This is a genomic window from Roseateles saccharophilus (genome assembly GCF_004342485.1).
Taxonomy (GTDB): domain Bacteria; phylum Pseudomonadota; class Gammaproteobacteria; order Burkholderiales; family Burkholderiaceae_C; genus Pelomonas; species Pelomonas saccharophila.
Map to the genome: position 1 here is coordinate 1 of NZ_SMBU01000063.1, position 17,839 is coordinate 17,839.

A 17,839-nucleotide genomic window follows, 5' to 3' on the forward strand; every position below is an offset into this window, starting at 1 on the left:
CATGACGGCGCTGCCGTTCGCCTTGTAGCGCAACAACACCATCGTTTCTTCGCGAACGCCGGGCGCGGTCATGGGCCTGGGATGCTCTCAAGGATGTAGGCTATATCCCTGAAGGTGTTGCGGAACACGCGGTCGTCGGACTCGGCCAGATAGGGCTGTTCCCAGTCGTGCCTGAAGTCCTTGAAGCGCTCCAGCATCGGGTAGAGGCCGAAGTTCATCGAGCCCATGTTGAGCGAGGCGACCTCGGGCCTGAACTGCAGCGCCGGCTGCGCACGCTCCTGCACCCGCATGGTCGGCGCGCCGCCGGTGGTGAGGTTCATGACCACATTGCTGCGGCGCCGGATCTCGGGCAAGAATTTGCGGAACAGCGCCGGATCCTGGCTGGGGCGGCCGTCCTGCGGGTCGCGGGCATGCAGATGGACGATGGCGGCGCCAGCCTCGGCCGCGGCGACAGCCTCGTCCGCAATCTGCTCGGCCGTGACTGGCAGGTGGGGCGACATCGAGGGCGTGTGGATGGAGCCCGTGATCGCACAGGTGATGATGACTTTCTGGCTCATGGGGAGACTCGACGGGAGTGGGTAGCCGCCCCCATCTGAGCAGCGCGGCAGCACGCGCGGCCCCCCGGCAACGGGGGGGGCTGAGCCCCTCCCTCGGTTCCACCCGGGCGGCGGACTGGCCGGACCGCTGCCAGCATCACATCGCGGTCTTGCCGCCGCTGACGTGCAGGATCTCGCCAGTGACGTAGCTCGCGCGCGGCGACGCCATGAAGAGTATGGCGTCTGCCACCTCCTCGGGCCGGCCGATCCGTCCCGCCGGAATGCCGGCCGCCACCTTGGGCAGGTTCTCGGCACCCCCGGCGATGCGGTCCAGCATCTCGGTGGCGATGGGGCCGGGCGCGACCGCATTGACCCGGACGCCGTAGCGACAGGCCTCCAGCGCGGCCGACTTGGTGAGGCCTTCGACCGCATGCTTGCTGGCCACATACAGCGGTGCCTGGGGATTGCCGTGGCTGCCCATGGTGGACGACAGGTTCACGATGGCGCCCGACTTCTGCTCGGACATGACGCGCAGTTGGTGCTTGAGGCAGAGCAGGGTGCCCAGCACATTGGCGTTGAAGGTGGCGGTGTAGGTCTCCACCGTCTGTTCCATGATCGAGCCACCCTGGCCCTCGATGCCCGCGCTGTTGACCGCGATGTCGAGCCGCCCGAAGCGCTTGAGGCAATGCTCGAGCAGGTGCACGAGCTGGTCTTCCTGGCTCACGTCCGCCGGCACGAATTCGGCCTCGGCGCCCAGGGCCTTAAGCTCCTGCTGGAGCCGCCGGCCCGCCTCGACATTGCGGCCGGAGATGACGAGCCGTGCACCTTCCCGTGAGAAAGCGAGCGCTGTCGCACGGCCGATGCCAGCGGTCGCGCCGGTCACGAGGACCACCTGGTTTTCAAATTGCTTGTGCATGCGGTTTCCGATGCGATGGGGTGAAGAGGACTGCGGCCGGTGATGAGCCAGGCCTCTTCGCGACCATAAGCAGGGCGGATCCTCAAGGCCCCCTTCTCGGAGAGGGGGCGGGGGCTGCACCAGGCGTCAAGGGAAGCTGAACGGAGTGGTTCTCAGCCGCCGGCTTCCAGCAGTCCCAGCAGCCGGGCCCGCTGCACGACCTGCTTGCGCGTGCCCGCATCGAGCTTGGCGAACAGGTTCTTCATATGCCACTTGATGGTTTCCTCGCCGACCTGCATGGCCAGGCCGATCTCCTTGTTGGAGAGATTGCGGGCGGCCAGTTCGAGCACCTCGCGCTCCTTGGGCGTGAGCGCCATGCTGGGCGTGGAGCGCGCCCGCAGTGGCGCCGCCTCGGGCGCGCGCATCGGCGCGGCGAGCGGGCCGGCCGGGGCGGGCTCGCCCTCGGCGCGCAGGGCCTGCTGCACCCAGGCGGCGAGTGCCGGGTGGGCGTCGTCGAAGACGCGTGGCAGACCGTAGGTGGCGGCCAGGCCGGCGGCCTCGCGCAGCATGGGCAGCGACTTCTCGCCACAGCGGTCCAGCGCCCAGGCGCGCAGGCTGAGCAGCTCGATGTGCAGCCTGCCCAGCTTGGCGCGGCGCGCGCGCTCGTCGGCGACGGCGAGCCGCTCGGCGGCGAGGCGCCATTCCTGGGCCGCGATGGCGGCATGGGCCAGGGCGATGTCGCGCAGCAGCTGGGCGCCGGCCGCCCAGCGCGGGCCGCCCGGATGCTCCACGAGCAGTGCGTCGATGCGCTCGCACAGTTCGCGGCAGGTTTCGGGGCGGAAGCGGCGCGCATGCAGGCGCACCTGGTCCGCTAGGCTGGCGATGCGCAGCCGCGGCAGGCGGCGAGCCACGCCGACCGCGTCCAGCGTGGCCAGCAGTTCGAGGGCGCGGTGTTCGGCCCCTTCCGCGATGGCGATGCGGGCCAGCGTGCGAAAGCCCAGCAGGATGGCCTCGGGCATGGCCCGGCGTTCGAGCACGTCGAGGCGGTTGGCCAGCAGGGCGGCGGCATCGTCCGGGCGGTTGCGTTCCCAGACGGCGGCGGCCAGCACGGCGGCCAGCATCGCGGCGAAGGGCGCACGCCGCCCCACCTCGCCCTCGACGCGCGCCAGCGTGGGCCGCAGCAGGTTCTCGGCCAGATGCACCTGGCCCTCCCACAGGTAGGACAGGCCGACGGCATAGTCGCCCCAGTGCACCCGGTAGCTGGGCCCGAGTTCCAGCCGCGGCGACTGCTGCTGGCGCAGCCGTGCCAGCGCCGGCTCGCCGTCCAGCAGCATGCGAAAAGCCGTGCGATTGGCATGCACCTGCAGCAGCATGGGGTCCCGCAGCGGGGGATCGCGTTCCCACGGATCGAGCAGCGCGGCCATGCGGTCCGGGTCATCGGCCCAGATGGCCGCGCCGGCCTGGACCAGCGCGCATTCGCAGCGCAGCGCCGGGCTCAGGTCCGGCTGGGCGAGGATGCGGTCGAGGTAGCGCCCGGCCTCCTCGTGACGCTCGGAGGCGGCCAGCGACCAGGCCGCGACGAGTTGAAGCCGCGGCCGCCGGTCCAGCTCGGCCGCCGGCAGGCGGGCCAGCCATTCGAGTGCGGCGCCGTGCTGGCCGCGGTCCAGCACCGAGTCGTAGAGGCTGCGCTCGGCCAGGTCATAGGCCAGGTCGTGTTGGCCGGCCTCGAGGGCGTGGCGCGCGGCCGAATCGATCAGGCCCATCGCGGCGAGGCCTTCGGCGGCCCGCGCGTGCAAGGTGCGGCGCTCGGTCTCGGGCAGGGTGGCGAAGCGCTTCCTCAGCTCCTCGCGGGCCATGGGGTGCATGCGCAGCCATTCGCTCGCCTCGCCGACGGCGAACACCGGTGCGTCGCGGGCGAGCCGGGCCAGCCGGTCGCTCGCCTGGGCGTCGCCCGAGACGCGCCGGCACAGCTCGGGGTGCAGGTGGTCGAGCATGGCCACGCGGGTCAGGAAGTCCACATCTGCCTGGTCGAGGTTGGCCAGCAGCAGGCCGACGAGCTGGTCGCGCAGCGCGCCGCCGTGCGAGGCGAGCGCATCGATCTCGCGGCGGGCATCGCTGCCCGCCGCGACCACCGACAGCGCGAGCTGCAGGCCCAGGGGCCAGCCCTCGGTGAGCTCGTGCAGGCGCGCCGCCGCGTCGCGGTCGACGCGCTCGCCGAAGCGTGCCCGCACCAGCTCCAGCGTCTCGTCGAGCCGGAAGGCGAGCTGGGCCGGGCCGATCATGAAGGCGGTTCCGTAGGCGAGCAGGTCGTCGACGTCCAGCTGGAAGTCGGCCCGCGCTGCCACCACCACGCGCAGGTTGCTGGGCATGTTGCGCAGCAGATAGGCGACGGCCTCGCGCGCGGCCGGTGGCAGACGGTCGGCCTCGTCGATGAAGAGCACCACGTCCAGCGCCGACTGGGCCAGCTCGGCCAGCCAGATGGTGACGCCTTCCAGGCCCGCGGGCGGTGCGGCGTCGAGCAGGATATGGCCGAAGGTCGGCCGGCCGGCGCCGACGCGCACCGCCAGGGCCAGGCACTGCACCAGGCGCTCGACCTCGTCCTGCGCGTGGGCGGAGACCCAGGCGACCACGCTGCCGCGCGCCAGGTGCTCGCGCCGCCACTGGGCCAGCAGCGAGGTCTTGCCATAGCCCGCCGGTGCCTGCACGAGCAGGACGGGGCGGTCGCGCAGGGCCTCCTGATCGGCCTGCAGGCGGGGGCGGGCGATCTGGTGGCGGGGCACGCGCGGCGGCGTGACCTTGAGCAGCAGGTCGCCGGGCGCGCCGGTGGGGTGGCGAATGGAACTCAAGGCGTGGGGCTTCGGGAGGCTGGCCACATCCTAGCCGCGCTGACTGCTCCCACAGCCCCCCCCGCGGCGGGGAGGGTCCTGTCCGGCCCGGCCCCCTAGCATGACCTGACTAGGGCCCGTTCACACTACGGGGATCGGATGCGTTGCCACTCAAAAGCCCGCGAGCAAGGCGCGAAGTCGAAGCTGGGGTCGTCCCCAGCGAGGCTTCGCAACGCCGCGCGCGGGCTTTTGAGTGACAACCCTTCGGGAGAGGGTCTGCGCGGGCGCATGGCGTCGTTGCGCGCCTTGCCCGAGCAGCCAGCCCGGGCTTCAGCGCGACGCCTAGCCCTGCACCCGCGCAAACCCTCTCGCACCGATTCCCGTAGTGTGAACAGGCCCTAGGAGAGCTCCATGTACCGACATCTGCTGGTTCCCATCGACGCCACCGACCTCGCGGTCGAGCTCATCGGCCATGCCGTCGCGCTGGCCCGCCCTCTGGGCGCGCGCATCACCTTCTTCCACGCCGTCGGCGATGCCGCCGCCTCGCTGCGCGGCGAGGCCGAGCTGCTGCGGCTGACCGCGCCCGAGGCCTACGAGTTCACGGTGCTGGGCAAGGCGCGCGAACTGTTGTCCAAGGCGGAGGCGGCGGCGCGCGCCCAGGGCGTGCCCTGCGAATCGCGGCATGCGATGAGCGACCACCCGGCCCGCGCCATCATCGAGGCGGCACGCGCGGCCGGCTGCGACCTGGTCTTCATGGCCTCGCACGGCCACCACGGCAAGCTGGGCATGGCCTTCGCGTCCGAGACGCTGGAAGTGCTGATGAACTCCGGCCTGCCGGTGCTGGTGTCCTCGACCGGCGACCGCCCGCCCGCGGCCCGGGCCATCGCCATCATCCGCGACGAGCACCGCTCGCTGGCCGCCGTGATGCACGCCTGGATGCATGTACTGGCCCAGGCCGCGTCCGGCGGCGACATGCCGGACCTGGCGCTGATGCGGGCCATGCTGCGCTATCTGAGGGATTTCCCGGCTGCGCTGCACCATCCCAAGGAGGAGAGTCAGCTGTTCCAGCGCCTGCGCGCGCGCACCGATGCCTGCGACGCCGAACTGGCCGAGCTGGAGCGCCAGCACCTGCGTGACGGCCAGTGGCTGGCGACGCTGGAGCGCGGCGTGGAGGCGCTGGCCGAGGCCGATGCGGCCGCCCGGGCCGAGGTGCTGGCGCAGCTCGGCAGGGATGTGGAGGCCTATGCCCGCTTCCTGTGGGACCACATGGGCCGCGAAGAGGGCGTGATCCTGCCGGCCGCCCAGGCCCATCTGCTGGCCGAGGACTGGCAGGCCATCGACGCCGCCTTCGCCGAGAACCGCGACCCGGGTTTCGGCGAGGGCGCCGACCAGAAATACAAGCGGCTGTTCTCGCGCGTCATCAACCGGGCGGGCTGAAACCCGCCGCAAGCCGGCAGTGGGCCGGGAATGACGGCTGCCACGCGCGGGGCCTGGACGTGTCCCCAGCCCCCGCGCTGCCTGGCGATTACTTCTTGGGTGCCGCCGAAGCCGCCGGTGCAGGCGCCGAGGCCGCCGCGGCAGGCTGGGCATCCTTGACCCAGGTGCCCTTGTCGGCCAGGCAGGCCTTCTTGGTCTTGGCCATGTCCATGTTGCCGTCGGACTGCTTGCAGTGATGGTTCTGCGGCGTGCCGGCATGCTTGGCGTCGGCGGCAAACGCGATGGAGCTGCCGGCCAGGGCGGCGCAAACCAGGGCGACGCGGAACAGGTTCTTGGAATTCATCTTGAGTCCTTTGCGAGGTTGCCAGGGGGAGGAAACACCCCCTACGTCCAAGTATGAGGGCGCTGGGCGAGCGCCGCTACCTGATGATGTTCCTGAGCCTCGCTGCAATCATCGAGTGGGCCACCTGGCTGGGGTGCATCGGGTCGGCGAACAACAGGCTGGTCGAACTCGGCGTGACCGGGTTGCTCGAACTGCCGCAGACATGCGTCAGGTCGATGACCTTGGCGCAGTAGATGGGGTAGTCAGGCAGCTGAGCCGCCAGCTCGCCGAAGATGACGCTGCTGATGATGAAGCTCACGCCCGGCGTCGTCCGCAGGCCGGTGGTGATCTCGCCGTTGAAGACCTGGGTCAACTGCGACAGGAAGGCGCCTCCATCGGCCGCACTGCGCCCGATGGGCGTCTGCCCGAGGTCCGGGACCGTGAAGACGTAGACGCGCGGATGCGTCGGTTGCGCCGCCAGTGCGGTTACGTACTGGACGAAGGCGGCGGCCGCATTGACGACCACGGCCTGGGCGCTCTGGGGCTTGGCCGCGGCGGCCTGGATGTCGTTGGCCCCCATCAACACGGTCACGGCGTCGCCCTCCCTGAGCTTGCCGCTGCCGATCAGGGAGGCAACCTGCGCTCCCAGGCTGGTGTAGGTGTTGGGCGTGCGGGCATCTGTCGAGTCGAACAACACGCCGGCACCGCCCACGGCGTAGTTGTTGCCCGCGCCGTAATAGTAGGTGCGCGGGTCCCAGGGGCATTTGCTGCGCTGGGCGCAGAAGGCGGGCGTGCTCGTCGTCAGGTCCTGGATCCAGATCCGGCCTGCGACCAGCGGATTGACGGCTGCGGGGTCCGTGTAGGTGATGTCCAGGGAGCCTGCGTCCGACAGGCTGTCGCCCAGCGTGTAGATGTCGGCACGGGCCGACATGGCGGTCAGGGCCAGCGCGGCGGCCGCCCAATACGTTGTCATCGATCTCGGCAAAGACATCATCCGACCTCCATTCGAGTTCGCGCGGGATTTGCTGCCCGGCATCGTCGCTTTCTACGCCCGCATGACAGCCGCTGGCAAGCGGCGCGAGGCCATCCACAACACCTGGCCCGCAGCGGCCTGACTCGAAGCGCAGTGGCTCAGAGCTGCAGCCAGGCCATGCCGCCCAGCACGACGCCGACGCCGCCCATGGCCAGCGTGCCCCATTCCATCCAGCGGCGACGGGTCAGCAGCGCAATGGCGGCCAGGGCGATGGCGACCTGCAGCGCGGTGGTCGCCTGGGCCCAGCGATGGTGCAGGTGCATCTGGTGGGCGCTCTCCTCGTCGGCTTGCGCAGATGCGGCCTCCAGCGCTTCGGCCTTGAGCTTGATGTCGGCCTTTTCCTTGTCGTAGCGGGCCACCTTGTCACGGTATTTGGTGCGCTGCTCCTCGCTGCTCACGAGCTCCGCGGCCAGCTCGGCCATGTTCTGCTTGTTGCCCTTGGACTGGTAGTAGTTCCACTGGTTGCTGGCCTCGGTCTTCCTGATCGCCGCCTCGTTCTTCAGCAGCGCCGCATTGGCCTGCGTGGCGCCGCCCATGTAGGAGAAGAAGGCGCCCACCGTGGCAAGGATGGCCGTGATGACGGCCAGCTGGCCGGCGAAGCCCTTGGGCTCGTGCTGGGCCGCGTGCTCCAGCTCGTGGTCGTGCGGGCCGTGGACATGGAAGTCGTGTTCGGACATGGTGATTAATCCTGACGTATGTAATCGACGAAGTCGAAGCCCAGGCCATTGGCGCCGGTGTGCGCCTCGCGCCGGGCTTCGGTGAATTGATTGCGCGGCCAGGCCGGGAAATGCCGGTCGGCATCCGGGAAGATGAGGTCCACCTCGGTCAGCGCCAGCCGGGTCGCGAAGGGCAGGGCCAGCGCGTAGATGTCGCTGCCGCCGATGACGCAGACCTCAGGCTCGCCCGCGTAGGCGGCCAGCGCATCGTCCAGGCTTGGGAACACTTCGGCACCGGCCAGTTCCCGCAGGTTGCGGCTGACGACGAGATTGCGCCGCCCCGGCAGCGGGCGGAACTTGGGCGGCAGCGAGTCCCAGGTGCGCCGGCCCATGACGACGGGTTTGCCCGCCGTCAACGCCTTGAAGCGCGCCATGTCCTCGGGGATGTGCCAGAGCAGCGCGTTGTCGCGGCCGATGGCGCCGTCACGAGCCACTGCTGCGACGAGTGTCACGAGGCTCATAGGTGCTCCTTGTGGGACCCAACGGCGGCGGGAGAGTGCATGTTCGCGCGGCTGCCGTGGAACCGGCTTTGCCGGGTCACTGGCAGCGCCCCCTTGAGGGGGCCGGCGAAGCCGGTAGGGGGTGGGCTCGTCATACGGCCACCGGCGCCTTGATGGCCGGATGCGGGTCGTAACCGCTCAGCTCGAAGTCCTCGAACTCGTAGTCGAAGAGGCTCGCCGGCCGGCGCTTGATCGTCATGAAAGGGTAGGGCCGCGGCTCGCGGGCGAGCTGGGTCTGCACCTGCTCGACGTGGTTGTCGTAGATGTGGCAGTCGCCGCCGGTCCAGATGAAGTCGCCGAGCTGCAGATCGCATTGCTGGGCCAGCATCATCGTCAGCAGCGCGTAGCTGGCGATGTTGAAGGGCACGCCGAGGAAGATGTCGGCGCTGCGCTGGTAGAGCTGGCAGCTCAAGCGGCCGTCGGCCACGTAGAACTGGAAGAAGGCGTGGCAGGGCATCAGGGCCATCTGCGGCAGGTCGGCCACGTTCCAGGCGCTGACGATGATGCGGCGGCTGTCGGGGTTGGTCTTGAGCGTCTTGACGACGTCGGCGATCTGATCGATGTGGCCGCCGCCCGGCGTGGGCCAGTTGCGCCACTGCACGCCGTAGACGGGGCCGAGGTCGCCGTCTTCGCGCGCCCACTCGTTCCAGATCGTCACGCCGCGCTCTTGCAGCCACTTCACGTTGGAGTCGCCGCGCAGGAACCACAGCAGCTCCAGCACGATGGACTTCAGGTGCACCTTCTTCGTCGTCACCAGCGGGAAGCCCTGGCTCAGGTCGAAGCGCATCTGGTGGCCGAACACGCTGCGCGTGCCGGTGCCGGTGCGGTCGCTCTTTTGCACGCCATGCTCGAACACATGGCGCATGAAGTCTTCGTATTGCTGGGGCGGGCGGGGGTTCATGCCCGCCATTTTCCTATGGCGCCAGCAGCACCCTCAGCATGCGGCGCATGACCGGTGCCATCACCGCCACCTTCTGTGGCATGTCGGGCTGGCGCACGCTCATTGCCGTCAGCCCGTTGAAAAGGGCGCCCAGCAGCAGCGCCCGGCCCTCGATTTCCTCGGGCGGCAGCACGTCCGCATGCTTGCCCAGGCTCTGGCGGATCAGCTCCTGGGCCTTGCGGCTCACCAGCGCCTCGGTCTGCCGTACGACCGCGGCCAGCCTGGGGTTGCGGCTGGCCTCGGCCAACACCTCCAGCTGCAGCGCCGCATCGGCCACCTGGCTGCGCTCGTCGATGGCCCGCTCGGTCTCGGCCAGCATCTTCTGCAGCAGGTCCTCCTCCCGCTGGAATTCGGCGATGCGGCCCAGCACCTCGGCGCAGTCCCGCTCGACGATGGCCGCGATGATGTCGTCCTTGTTCTCGAACAGGTTGTAGATGTGGCCGGGGCTCATGCCGGCCGTCTTCGCGATCTCGGCCATGCTGGCGGCGTGGAAGCCGCGGCGGCGAAAGCACTCGGCGGCAGCGTCCAGCACCTGCTGGCGGCGGGCCAGGGCGCGGTCGGAGGGGGTGGGGGAGACGCTCACGACGCGGATTGTGGCGCCGGCGCGCCCGCGCCCGAGCCGCCACCCAGGGCCTTGTACAGCGTCACGCGGTTGACCTGCTGGGCCAGCCGCGTGCTGATGAGGCCCTGCTCGGCGGCATAGAGCGAGCGTTGTGCGTCCAGCGTGGCGAGGCGGTCGTCCAGGCCTTGTCTAAAGCGCGCCTCGGCCAGGCGCAGCGCGTCCTGGGTCTGCGCCACCAGACGCTGTTGCGACGCGACCTGCTGGCCCAGCGTGGCGCGCTGGGCGAGTGCGTCGGCCACGTCGCGGAAGGCCGACTGCACGGCCTTCTCGTACTGCGCCGTCGCAATGTCGCGGTCCACCTCGGCCACCTTCAGGTTGGCCTTGTTGCGGCCGGCGTCGAAGATGGGCAGCGAGACCTGGGGCACGAAGCTCCACACGCCGCTGCCGGCACGGAACAGCCCGTCCAGCGCGCTGCTGGCCGTGCCGGCGCTGGCCGTCAGGCTGATGTGCGGGAAGAAGGCCGCGCGTGCCGCGCCGATGTTGGCGTTGGCGGCCTGCAGCGTGCGCTCGGCCTGCTGCACGTCGGGGCGGGCCAGCAGCACCTCGGAGGGCAGGCCGGCGGACAGCTCGGCCAGCTGGGTGACCGGCGCGTCGGTGCCGGCCACCGGCCATTGCGCGGCGCCCAGCGGCTGGCCCACCAGCAGCTCCAGCGCGTTGCGGTCCTGCGCGACCTGGGCCGTCAGGCTGGCGAGGTCGGTCTGCGAGCTCTCGGCGGCGATCTCGGCCTGGCGCAGGTCCAGCGTGGATGCCACCCCGGCGCCCTGCAGGCGCTGCGTCAGGCGCAGGCCGTCCTGGCGTGCCAGCAGGGTCTGCTCGGCCAGGCGCAGGCGCTCCTGGTCGGCCGCCAGCGTTAGATAGCTGCCGGCCACCTGGGCGACGAGGCTGATCTGCGCGCTGTGGCTGGCGTCGGCTGTGGCCAGGTACTGCTGCTGCGCGGCGTCGCTCAGGCTCTTCACGCGGCCGAACAGGTCCAGCTCGTAGGCGCTGACGCCCAGCGTCGCGCTGTACTGGCGGCTGATGCTGCCGCCGGGTGCGCGCTGCGCGGTCTGGCCCAGGCCGGCGTTGACGCCGGGCAGGCGGTCGGCCTGCTGCACGTCGTACTGCGCCTGGGCGCGCTGCACGTTCAGCACGGCGACGCGCAGGTCACGGTTGTTGGCCAGCGCTTGCTCGATGAGGGCCTGCAGTCGCGGGTCGGTGAAGAACTCGCGCCAGCCGAGGTCGGCGGCCTTGGCCTCGGCGGCCGTCGTTTGCGGCACCGGCCACCGCGCGGCCACGGGCGCGGCGGGGCGTTCGTAGCTGGGCGCCAGGCTGGCGCAGCCGCCGAGCATCAGGCTCGTGGCCAACGCGATGGGCATCAGGAAGAACTTGGTCATGTCATTGGCCCTCCAGCGCAGGCTGCGCCGTGGGTGTTGTGGGAGCCGGCGCGCGGGAGGGGAACCAGCGCTGCACCGCGATGAAGAACACCGGCACGAAGAAGATGCCCAGCACGGTTGCGCTCAGCATGCCGCCGAGCACGCCGGTGCCGATGGCGTTCTGGCTGCCCGAGCCGGCGCCGGTGGCCAGGGCCAGCGGCAGCACGCCCAAAGCGAAGGCCAGCGAGGTCATCAGGATGGGGCGCAGGCGCAGGCGCACGGCGTCCAGCGTGGCGGTGACGGCGTCCTTGCCGGCCTCCATCTGCGCCTTGGCGAACTCGACGATCAGGATGGCGTTCTTGGCCGACAGGCCGATGGTGGTCAGCAGGCCGACCTGGAAGTAGACGTCGTTGGCCAGCCCGCGCGTCGTGGCCGCCAGCAGCGCGCCGATGACGCCCAGTGGCACCACCAGCATCACCGAGAACGGGATGCTCCAGCTCTCGTACAGCGCGGCCAGGCACAGGAAGACGACCAGCAGCGACAGCGCGTACAGCATGGGCGCCTGGTCGCCGGTCAGGCGCTCCTGGTAGGACATGCCCGTCCAGCTCAGGCCCACGCCCTGCGGCAGCTGCGCGGCGATCTCTTCGACCGCCTTCATCGCCACGCCCGAGCTCTTGCCCGGCGCGGCGCCGCCCAGCAGCTCCACGGCGGGCAGGCCGTTGTAGCGCTCCAGGCGGGCCGGGCCCTGTTCCCAATGCGCCGTGCCGAAGGCCGAGAACGGCACCATCTGGCCGGAGGCGTTGCGCACGCGCCAGCTGTTCAGGTCGTCGGGCTGCATGCGGAAGGCGGCGTCGGCCTGCATATAGACCTTCTTCACGCGGCCGCGGTCGATGAAGTCGTTGACATAGCTGCCACCCCAGGCCGTGGACAGCAGCGCGTTGATGTCGCTGACGGTCACGCCCAGGGCGCCGGCCTTGGCGGTGTCCACGTCCAGGCGCAGCTGGGCGGCGTCCTCCAGGCCGTTGGGGCGCACGGCGGACAGGCGCGGGTCCTTGCCCGCGGCACCCAGGAACTGGTTGCGCGCGGCCATCAGCGCCTCGCGGCCCACGCCGGACTGGTCCTGCAGGTAGACGTCGAAGCCGCTGGACTGGCCCAGGCCCGGCACCGCGGGCGGCGCGAAGGCGAAGGCAGTCGCGTCGCGGTACTGCATGAAGGCGCCCATCGCGCGGCCGGCCACGGCCTTCACGTTGTGCGCGGCGCCCTTGCGCTCGCTCCAGTCCTTGAGCTTCACGAAGCCCATGGCCATGTTCTCGCCGCGGCCCGCGAAGCTGAAGCCGGTGACGGCGAACACGGACTCGACGTCGCTCTTCTCGTTCGTCAGGAAGTGGTCCTCCAGACGCTTCACCACCTCCAGCGTGCGGGCCTGCGTGGCGCCGGCCGGCAATTGCACCTGGGCGAACAGGATGCCCTGGTCTTCATCCGGCAGGAAGGACGTGGGCAGGCGCAGGAACAGCACCGCCATGCCGGCCACGATGAGGCCGTAGACGACGAGCTGGCGGCCCCAGCGGCGGATCATGCGGGCGACGACGCCTTGGTAGCCCTCGGCGGTGGCGTCGAAGCGGCGGTTGAAGGCACCGAAGAAGCCGTGCGTGTGGGCACCGTGGCCGGGCTTGAGCAGCGTCGCGCACAGCGCCGGCGTCAGCACCAGCGCGACGAACACCGACAGCACCATGGCCGACACGATGGTGATGGAGAACTGGCGGTAGATGACGCCCGTGGAGCCGCCGAAGAAGGCCATCGGCACGAACACGGCCGACAGCACCAGCGCGATGCCCACCAGCGCGCCGGTGATCTGGCCCATGGACTTGCGCGTGGCCTCCGTGGGCGACAGGCCCTCCTCGGTCATCACGCGCTCGACGTTCTCGACGACGACGATGGCGTCGTCCACCAGCAGGCCGATGGCCAGCACCAGGCCGAACATCGTCAGCGTGTTGATGGAGAAGCCCGCCGCGGCCATCACGCCGAAGGTGCCCAGCAGCACCACTGGCACGGCGATGGTCGGGATCAGCGTCGCGCGGAAGTTCTGCAGGAAGAGGTACATCACCAGGAAGACCAGCACGATGGCCTCCACCAGCGTCTTCACGACCTCGTGGATGGAGACCTCGACGAAGGGCGTGCTGTCGTAGGCGACGACGGCCTTCATGCCCTGCGGCATGAACTGCTCCAGGCGCTTGACCTCGGCCTCCACGGCCTTGGCCGTGGCCAGCGCATTGGCGCCGGTGGCGAGCTTCACGGCCACGCCCGCGGCCGGCTTGCCGTTGTAACGCGACACGGTGGCATAGCTCTCGGCGCCCAGCTCCACGCGGGCCACGTCGGCGAGGCGCACCGTGGCACCGTCGGCACCCGTCTTCAGCACGATGTTGCGGAACTGCTCGGGCGTCTGCAGCCGGCTCTGCGCCGTGACGGTGGCATTGAGCTGCTGGCCCAGGTCGGCGGGCGCGGCGCCCAGCTGGCCGGCCGAGACCTGCGCGTTCTGCGCCTGCACGGCGGCGGACACGTCGGCCGGCGTCAGGCCGTGCTGGGTCAGCTGGTTGGGGTTGAGCCAGATGCGCATCGCGTACTGCGCGCCGAACAGCTGCACCTCGCCCACGCCGTCCACGCGGCTCAGCGGGTCAAGCACATTGGTGGAGACGTAGTCGGACAGGTCCACCTGCTGCTGCTGGCCGTTCTCGGACACGAAGCCGATGACCATCAGGAAGTTGCTCGTGGACTTGACCACCTGGACGCCCTGGCGCTGCACCTCCTGCGGCAGCAGCGGCGTGGCCGACTGCAGCTTGTTCTGCACCTGGACCTGGGCGGTGTCGGGATTGGTGCCGGCGGCGAAGCTCAGCGTGATGCTGGCATTGCCCTGCGAGTCCGACGTGGACGACATATAGGTCATGCCGTCGATGCCCTTGAGCTTTTGCTCGATGACCTGGGTGACCGTGTCCTCCAGCGTCTTGGCGGATGCGCCCGGGTAGGACGCATTGATGGACACCTGCGGCGGCGCGATGTCGGGGTATTGCGAGACCGGCAGCGTGCGGATGGACAGCACGCCGGCCAGCATGACGACCAGGGCCAGCACCCACGCGAAGATGGGGCGGTCGATGAAGAAGCGGGACATGGTGATGGGCTCCGATCAGCGGGCCGCGCCGGCGGTGGCCGGGGCGCCCGTCGCAGCCTTGGCCGCAGGCGCCGCGGCCTCGGCCGCCATGCCGGGACGCAGGCGCTGCAGGCCGTCGACGATGAGCTGGTCGCCGGCCGCCAGGCCCGAGGTCACCAGCCACTGGCCGTTGACGACGGCGCCGGTCTGCAGCACGCGGGCCTCGGCCTTGCCGTCCTTCAGAACCATCGCCGTCGCATTGCCGCGCGCGTCCCGCGAAACGGCCGACTGCGGCGCCAGCAGGGCCTGGGCCTGCACGCCGCTCTGCACCTGGGCCCGCACATACATGCCCGGCAGCAGCTGGCGCCTGGGGTTGGGGAACTGGGCGCGCAGTGTCACGCTGCCGCTGCTCGGGTCCACCTGCAGCTCGGAGAACTGCAGCCTGCCTTCCAGCGCATAGGTGCTGCCGTCTTCCAGCAGCAGCTTCACGCGCGCCTGGCCGGCGGCGTCGCGCTGGAGCGTGCCGTCGGCCAGCTGGCGCTGCAGGCGCAGCAGCTCGGCGCTGGTCTGGGTCACGTCCACATAGATCGGGTCCAGCTGCTGCAGCGTGGCCATCGCGCCGGCCTGGTTGGCCGTGACCAGGGCGCCCGGCGTCACCGCGGAGCGGCCGATGCGGCCCGCGATGGGCGCGGCAACAAGGGTGCGGTCCAGGTCGATCTGCGCGGCGCGCACGGCGGCGGTCGCCGCGGCCACGTCGGCCTGGGCCTGCTTCAGCGCCGCCTGCGTGTCGTCGCGCAGCTGCTTGCTGACCGCGTCGATGCCGGCCAGCTCGTCATAGCGGCCGGCCTTGAGCCTGGCGGTGGCCGCATTGGCCTCGGCCTTGGCCAGTGTGGCGCGGGCGCTGTCCAGTGCGGTCTGGTAGCTGGCCGGGTCGATCTGGTAGAGCAACTGGCCGGTCTTCACATCGCTGCCTTCGGTGAAGGCGCGGGTCTTCACGATGCCGGTCACCTGCGGCCTCACCTCGGCCGTCTGGTAGGCCACCGTGCGGCCGGCCAGCTCGGCGGAGAGTTCCACGCGCTGGGGCAGGACCGTCACGACACCCACCTTGGCGGCAGGGGCGGCACCGGCCTTTGCGGCCTGGGATTCGGCCGGGCTGCAGGCGCTGAGCGTGAAGGCGGCGATGACGGCGACCGCCACGGTCAACAGCGTGAACGCAGCCGGTGTGCCGAGCGAGGGGCGGGAGGGGAGGTTGAGCATGGGCGGGCCTTGAGGGTCGGAGGGGGCTGAAAGCCGCGCGCAGCCCTGGGGCGCCGCGGTGGTCTCAGTCGGTTGGTTTTGCTGAATGATTGTTCATTCTATTTTGCAAAGTGACGAAAGCAAGAAAAAATGAATGACCATTCAGAAGTGAAGGGCATTCTGTTGGACGTCGCTCGGACGGCGGAGTTCAGCGACCGTCTTCGCAGGGGCGTGGCGACCACCTCACAGCGTCGACTGCAGTCGGCCGTGCTGGTGCAGACCGCTTTGCCGCCTGAAGCTGTCGATGACCTGAGGCACGGAAAACAGCCTGCGCACCACGGAGCCTGAGCGGCTCAAGTAGAACGAGCCCGCGCCTGTCGAATGACGGCATCAGGCCAGCCGGCCGGGTGCCTTCATCCGCATGGATTGACGCCACCTCAGCGGCGCATCCGCACCCGCAGCTTCAGCCCGGCCGGAAACATCGTGAAAGCCAGGCGCTCCGAGGGCTCGCGGCCGTCGGCCGTGCCCACTTCGATCAGTTCGTAGTTGCGCGCGAGGGTGCCCAGAACCATCTTCATCTCCAGCATCGCCAGGTAGCGGCCTGGGCACAGGCGCGGTCCTGCGCCGAAAGGCATGGAGGCCTTGGTCAGCTCGTGGTCGGGTCCGGTGGCGCGCCAGCGTTGCGGACGGTACTGCCCGGCGTCGCTGGCGACGGCGCTATCGACGGCGCCGGGTCGCATGAGGCAGATCAGCTGGGTGTCTCGCGGCATCGCGATGCCTTCGACGACCGTGTCCCGGCAGGCCTCCATCAACAAGGCGGGTGCCACCGGTTTGAGGCGCATCGCCTCGTTGACACAGTCTTCGATGCGCTCGAAGGCGCGGGCAGTGTCGAACTGGCGCGGCATGTCTTCGCCGGCGGCCAGTGCGGCGTCCACCTGAGCCACCAGCGAATCCCATTCGCCACGGTGGTGGTGCAGCAGGTACAGCGTCCAGCCCAGGGTGTTGGCGGTCGTGTCCTCGCCGGCCAGTAGCACCGTCAAGACATTGCCCAGCAATTGGGCGTCGGTCAGCCCTGCGCCTGCTTCGTCGCGCGCGCTGATCAAGGCCTCCATCAGGTTGTTGGGGTGCTGCTGCAGTTGCGGGTCTTGCGCGATGCGCTCGCGCGCCTGGGCGATGAAGCGCAAGCAGGCTTCGTGGACCTTGGCCAGGTGCGCATCGAACGCGCGGTCGGAGGGCAGCTTGACCCAGCGCCACCAGGGCAGGGGCGCGAAGATGCGCTTCATCATCATCGGAAAGACCTGGTCGAGATGGCCTTGCAGTGCGTCGTCCGGGTGGCGCAAGGTGTTCATCTCGATGCCGAAAGCCAGGCCCGACGTCACGTCCACCGTATAGCGCATCAGCAGGGCCTGCAGGTCGATGGCCGCGCCGGTGCGCGCGGCCTCGTCCAGGCACAGCCTCAGCTGTTGGGTGACGCGCACCAGGGCGGGGAAGTAGCGCTTCAGGTGGCCTGGGTCGAAGGCGCCCATCACCAGCTTGCGCTGGCGCAACCAATCTGCCCCCTCGGCCGAGAACAGGCCTTTGCCGCCCACCTCGTCGATGACGCGCTGCATGCCTTGCAGGCGGCGCCAGCCGTCGGGCCGGTCGCGCAGCAGCTTGGAGATCAAATCGCTGCGCGTGACCACCAGCGCAGCGCGTGGGCCGAGATGCACTCGGTACAGCGGCCCATAGTCTCGCGCCCACTGCTCAAACTGGAGATGCATGCTGGCCAGGTCGATCTGCGCGAAGTTGCCCAACAGCGGCAGCGGACGCGGGCCCGGCACCGAGGACAGCGGCCTCGCTGCGCCAGCGGGGGCAGACCGGTCGCCGACGGAGTTGGCCATGTCGGATCCCTCCTCGTGTGCCGGCAATTCTAGAAAGCGAGGCAGGCGGGGCGAATCATCAAAAAGGGGTAGGAAGGACTCGGTGCGCCTCACCCAGAGGGCGGCGCCGCCGCTTCGGCCACGCCCACGTCGGCCCCAGATAATCAAGACGCCCCGCATGTTCGGGATGCCTATCTTTCAACATGGATAAATTCTTGCTGCAGCAGCACGTGCTGGAACGGCTTGCCGAAGACCTGCTGCAGGTCGAGCAGGCAGCGCGGACGGCGCATGAAACCGCGACACACGAAGAAAACATCGCCGAAAACAAATGGCTCTCTTGAATTTCAAGTGGGTTGCCGGGCGTGAGGGTTGATCGCGCTGAAGTCGAGCTTGCCCGCGATCAGGAAGATGACAGTCTGGATGG

The 17,839-nt window shown here is 69.9% G+C and carries 14 protein-coding genes and 2 pseudogenes; 3 read left to right on the forward strand and 13 right to left on the reverse strand.

Going from position 1 to position 17,839, the window contains the following annotated elements; all coding sequences use genetic code 11:
• Positions 1-83: 83 nt before the first annotated feature.
• The 3 genes and pseudogenes from EV671_RS25430 to EV671_RS25440 all read right to left on the reverse strand — a co-directional run.
• Positions 84-557, reverse strand: a pseudogene (locus tag EV671_RS25430) (3-keto-5-aminohexanoate cleavage protein); the annotation flags it as partial.
• A 136-nt stretch (positions 558-693) separates the two neighbouring features.
• Positions 694-1,452 (reverse strand): SDR family NAD(P)-dependent oxidoreductase, encoded by a 759-nt coding sequence (locus EV671_RS25435; RefSeq protein ID WP_132576715.1) that lies wholly within the window; start codon positions 1,450-1,452, stop codon positions 694-696.
• A gap of 152 nt (positions 1,453-1,604) precedes the next feature.
• Positions 1,605-4,277 (reverse strand): helix-turn-helix transcriptional regulator, encoded by a 2,673-nt coding sequence (locus EV671_RS25440; RefSeq protein ID WP_207911257.1) that lies wholly within the window; start codon positions 4,275-4,277, stop codon positions 1,605-1,607.
• A 390-nt stretch (positions 4,278-4,667) separates the two neighbouring features.
• On the opposite strand from EV671_RS25440, the gene EV671_RS25445 reads away from it, so the two are divergent.
• Positions 4,668-5,693: a universal stress protein gene (locus tag EV671_RS25445; protein WP_132576716.1), complete on the forward strand. Its 1,026-nt coding sequence runs from the start codon at positions 4,668-4,670 to the stop codon at positions 5,691-5,693.
• 88 nt (positions 5,694-5,781) lie between these two features.
• Here the strand turns inward: EV671_RS25445 and EV671_RS25450 are convergent, their stop codons facing one another.
• Positions 5,782-6,036 (reverse strand): hypothetical protein, encoded by a 255-nt coding sequence (locus tag EV671_RS25450; RefSeq protein WP_132576717.1) that lies wholly within the window; start codon positions 6,034-6,036, stop codon positions 5,782-5,784.
• Between the two features lie 76 nt (positions 6,037-6,112).
• Positions 6,113-6,946 carry an SGNH/GDSL hydrolase family protein gene (locus EV671_RS25455; protein ID WP_207911258.1) on the reverse strand — a complete coding sequence of 278 codons (834 nt, stop codon included), beginning with the start codon at positions 6,944-6,946 and terminating at the stop codon, positions 6,113-6,115.
• Here EV671_RS25455 and EV671_RS27110 point away from each other — a divergent pair.
• Positions 6,945-7,130 (forward strand): hypothetical protein, encoded by a 186-nt coding sequence (locus EV671_RS27110; RefSeq protein WP_207911259.1) that lies wholly within the window; start codon positions 6,945-6,947, stop codon positions 7,128-7,130. The genes EV671_RS25455 and EV671_RS27110 overlap by 2 nt on opposite strands.
• A 16-nt stretch (positions 7,131-7,146) precedes the next feature.
• Here EV671_RS27110 and EV671_RS25460 read toward each other — a convergent pair whose 3' ends face one another.
• From EV671_RS25460 to EV671_RS25495, 8 genes are all read right to left on the reverse strand, one after another.
• Positions 7,147-7,725: a DUF4337 domain-containing protein gene (locus EV671_RS25460; RefSeq protein ID WP_132576719.1), complete on the reverse strand. Its 579-nt coding sequence runs from the start codon at positions 7,723-7,725 to the stop codon at positions 7,147-7,149.
• A 5-nt stretch (positions 7,726-7,730) separates the two neighbouring features.
• On the reverse strand, positions 7,731-8,225 hold the full coding sequence (locus EV671_RS25465) for a dihydrofolate reductase (RefSeq protein ID WP_132576720.1): 495 nt from the start codon (positions 8,223-8,225) through the stop codon (positions 7,731-7,733).
• A 130-nt stretch (positions 8,226-8,355) separates the two neighbouring features.
• Positions 8,356-9,165: a thymidylate synthase gene (locus tag EV671_RS25470; protein WP_132576721.1), complete on the reverse strand. Its 810-nt coding sequence runs from the start codon at positions 9,163-9,165 to the stop codon at positions 8,356-8,358.
• Between the two features lie 13 nt (positions 9,166-9,178).
• Positions 9,179-9,787: a TetR/AcrR family transcriptional regulator gene (locus tag EV671_RS25475; RefSeq protein WP_132576722.1), complete on the reverse strand. Its 609-nt coding sequence runs from the start codon at positions 9,785-9,787 to the stop codon at positions 9,179-9,181.
• Positions 9,784-11,199, reverse strand: a complete 1,416-nt coding sequence (locus tag EV671_RS25480; protein WP_132576723.1) for an efflux transporter outer membrane subunit — start codon at positions 11,197-11,199, stop codon at positions 9,784-9,786. The genes EV671_RS25475 and EV671_RS25480 overlap by 4 nt, the downstream gene beginning before the upstream one ends.
• Position 11,200: 1 nt before the next feature.
• Positions 11,201-14,341 (reverse strand): efflux RND transporter permease subunit, encoded by a 3,141-nt coding sequence (locus EV671_RS25485; protein WP_132576724.1) that lies wholly within the window; start codon positions 14,339-14,341, stop codon positions 11,201-11,203.
• A gap of 15 nt (positions 14,342-14,356) precedes the next feature.
• Positions 14,357-15,577 carry an efflux RND transporter periplasmic adaptor subunit gene (locus tag EV671_RS25490; protein WP_132576725.1) on the reverse strand — a complete coding sequence of 407 codons (1,221 nt, stop codon included), beginning with the start codon at positions 15,575-15,577 and terminating at the stop codon, positions 14,357-14,359.
• Positions 15,578-15,993: 416 nt separating this feature from the next.
• Complete coding sequence (locus EV671_RS25495; protein WP_165917731.1) at positions 15,994-17,436, reverse strand: cytochrome P450; 1,443 nt, start codon at positions 17,434-17,436, stop codon at positions 15,994-15,996.
• A 182-nt stretch (positions 17,437-17,618) separates the two neighbouring features.
• Here EV671_RS25495 and EV671_RS25500 point away from each other — a divergent pair.
• Positions 17,619-17,747, forward strand: a pseudogene (locus EV671_RS25500) (transcription elongation factor GreAB); the annotation flags it as partial.
• Positions 17,748-17,839 lie beyond the last annotated feature (92 nt).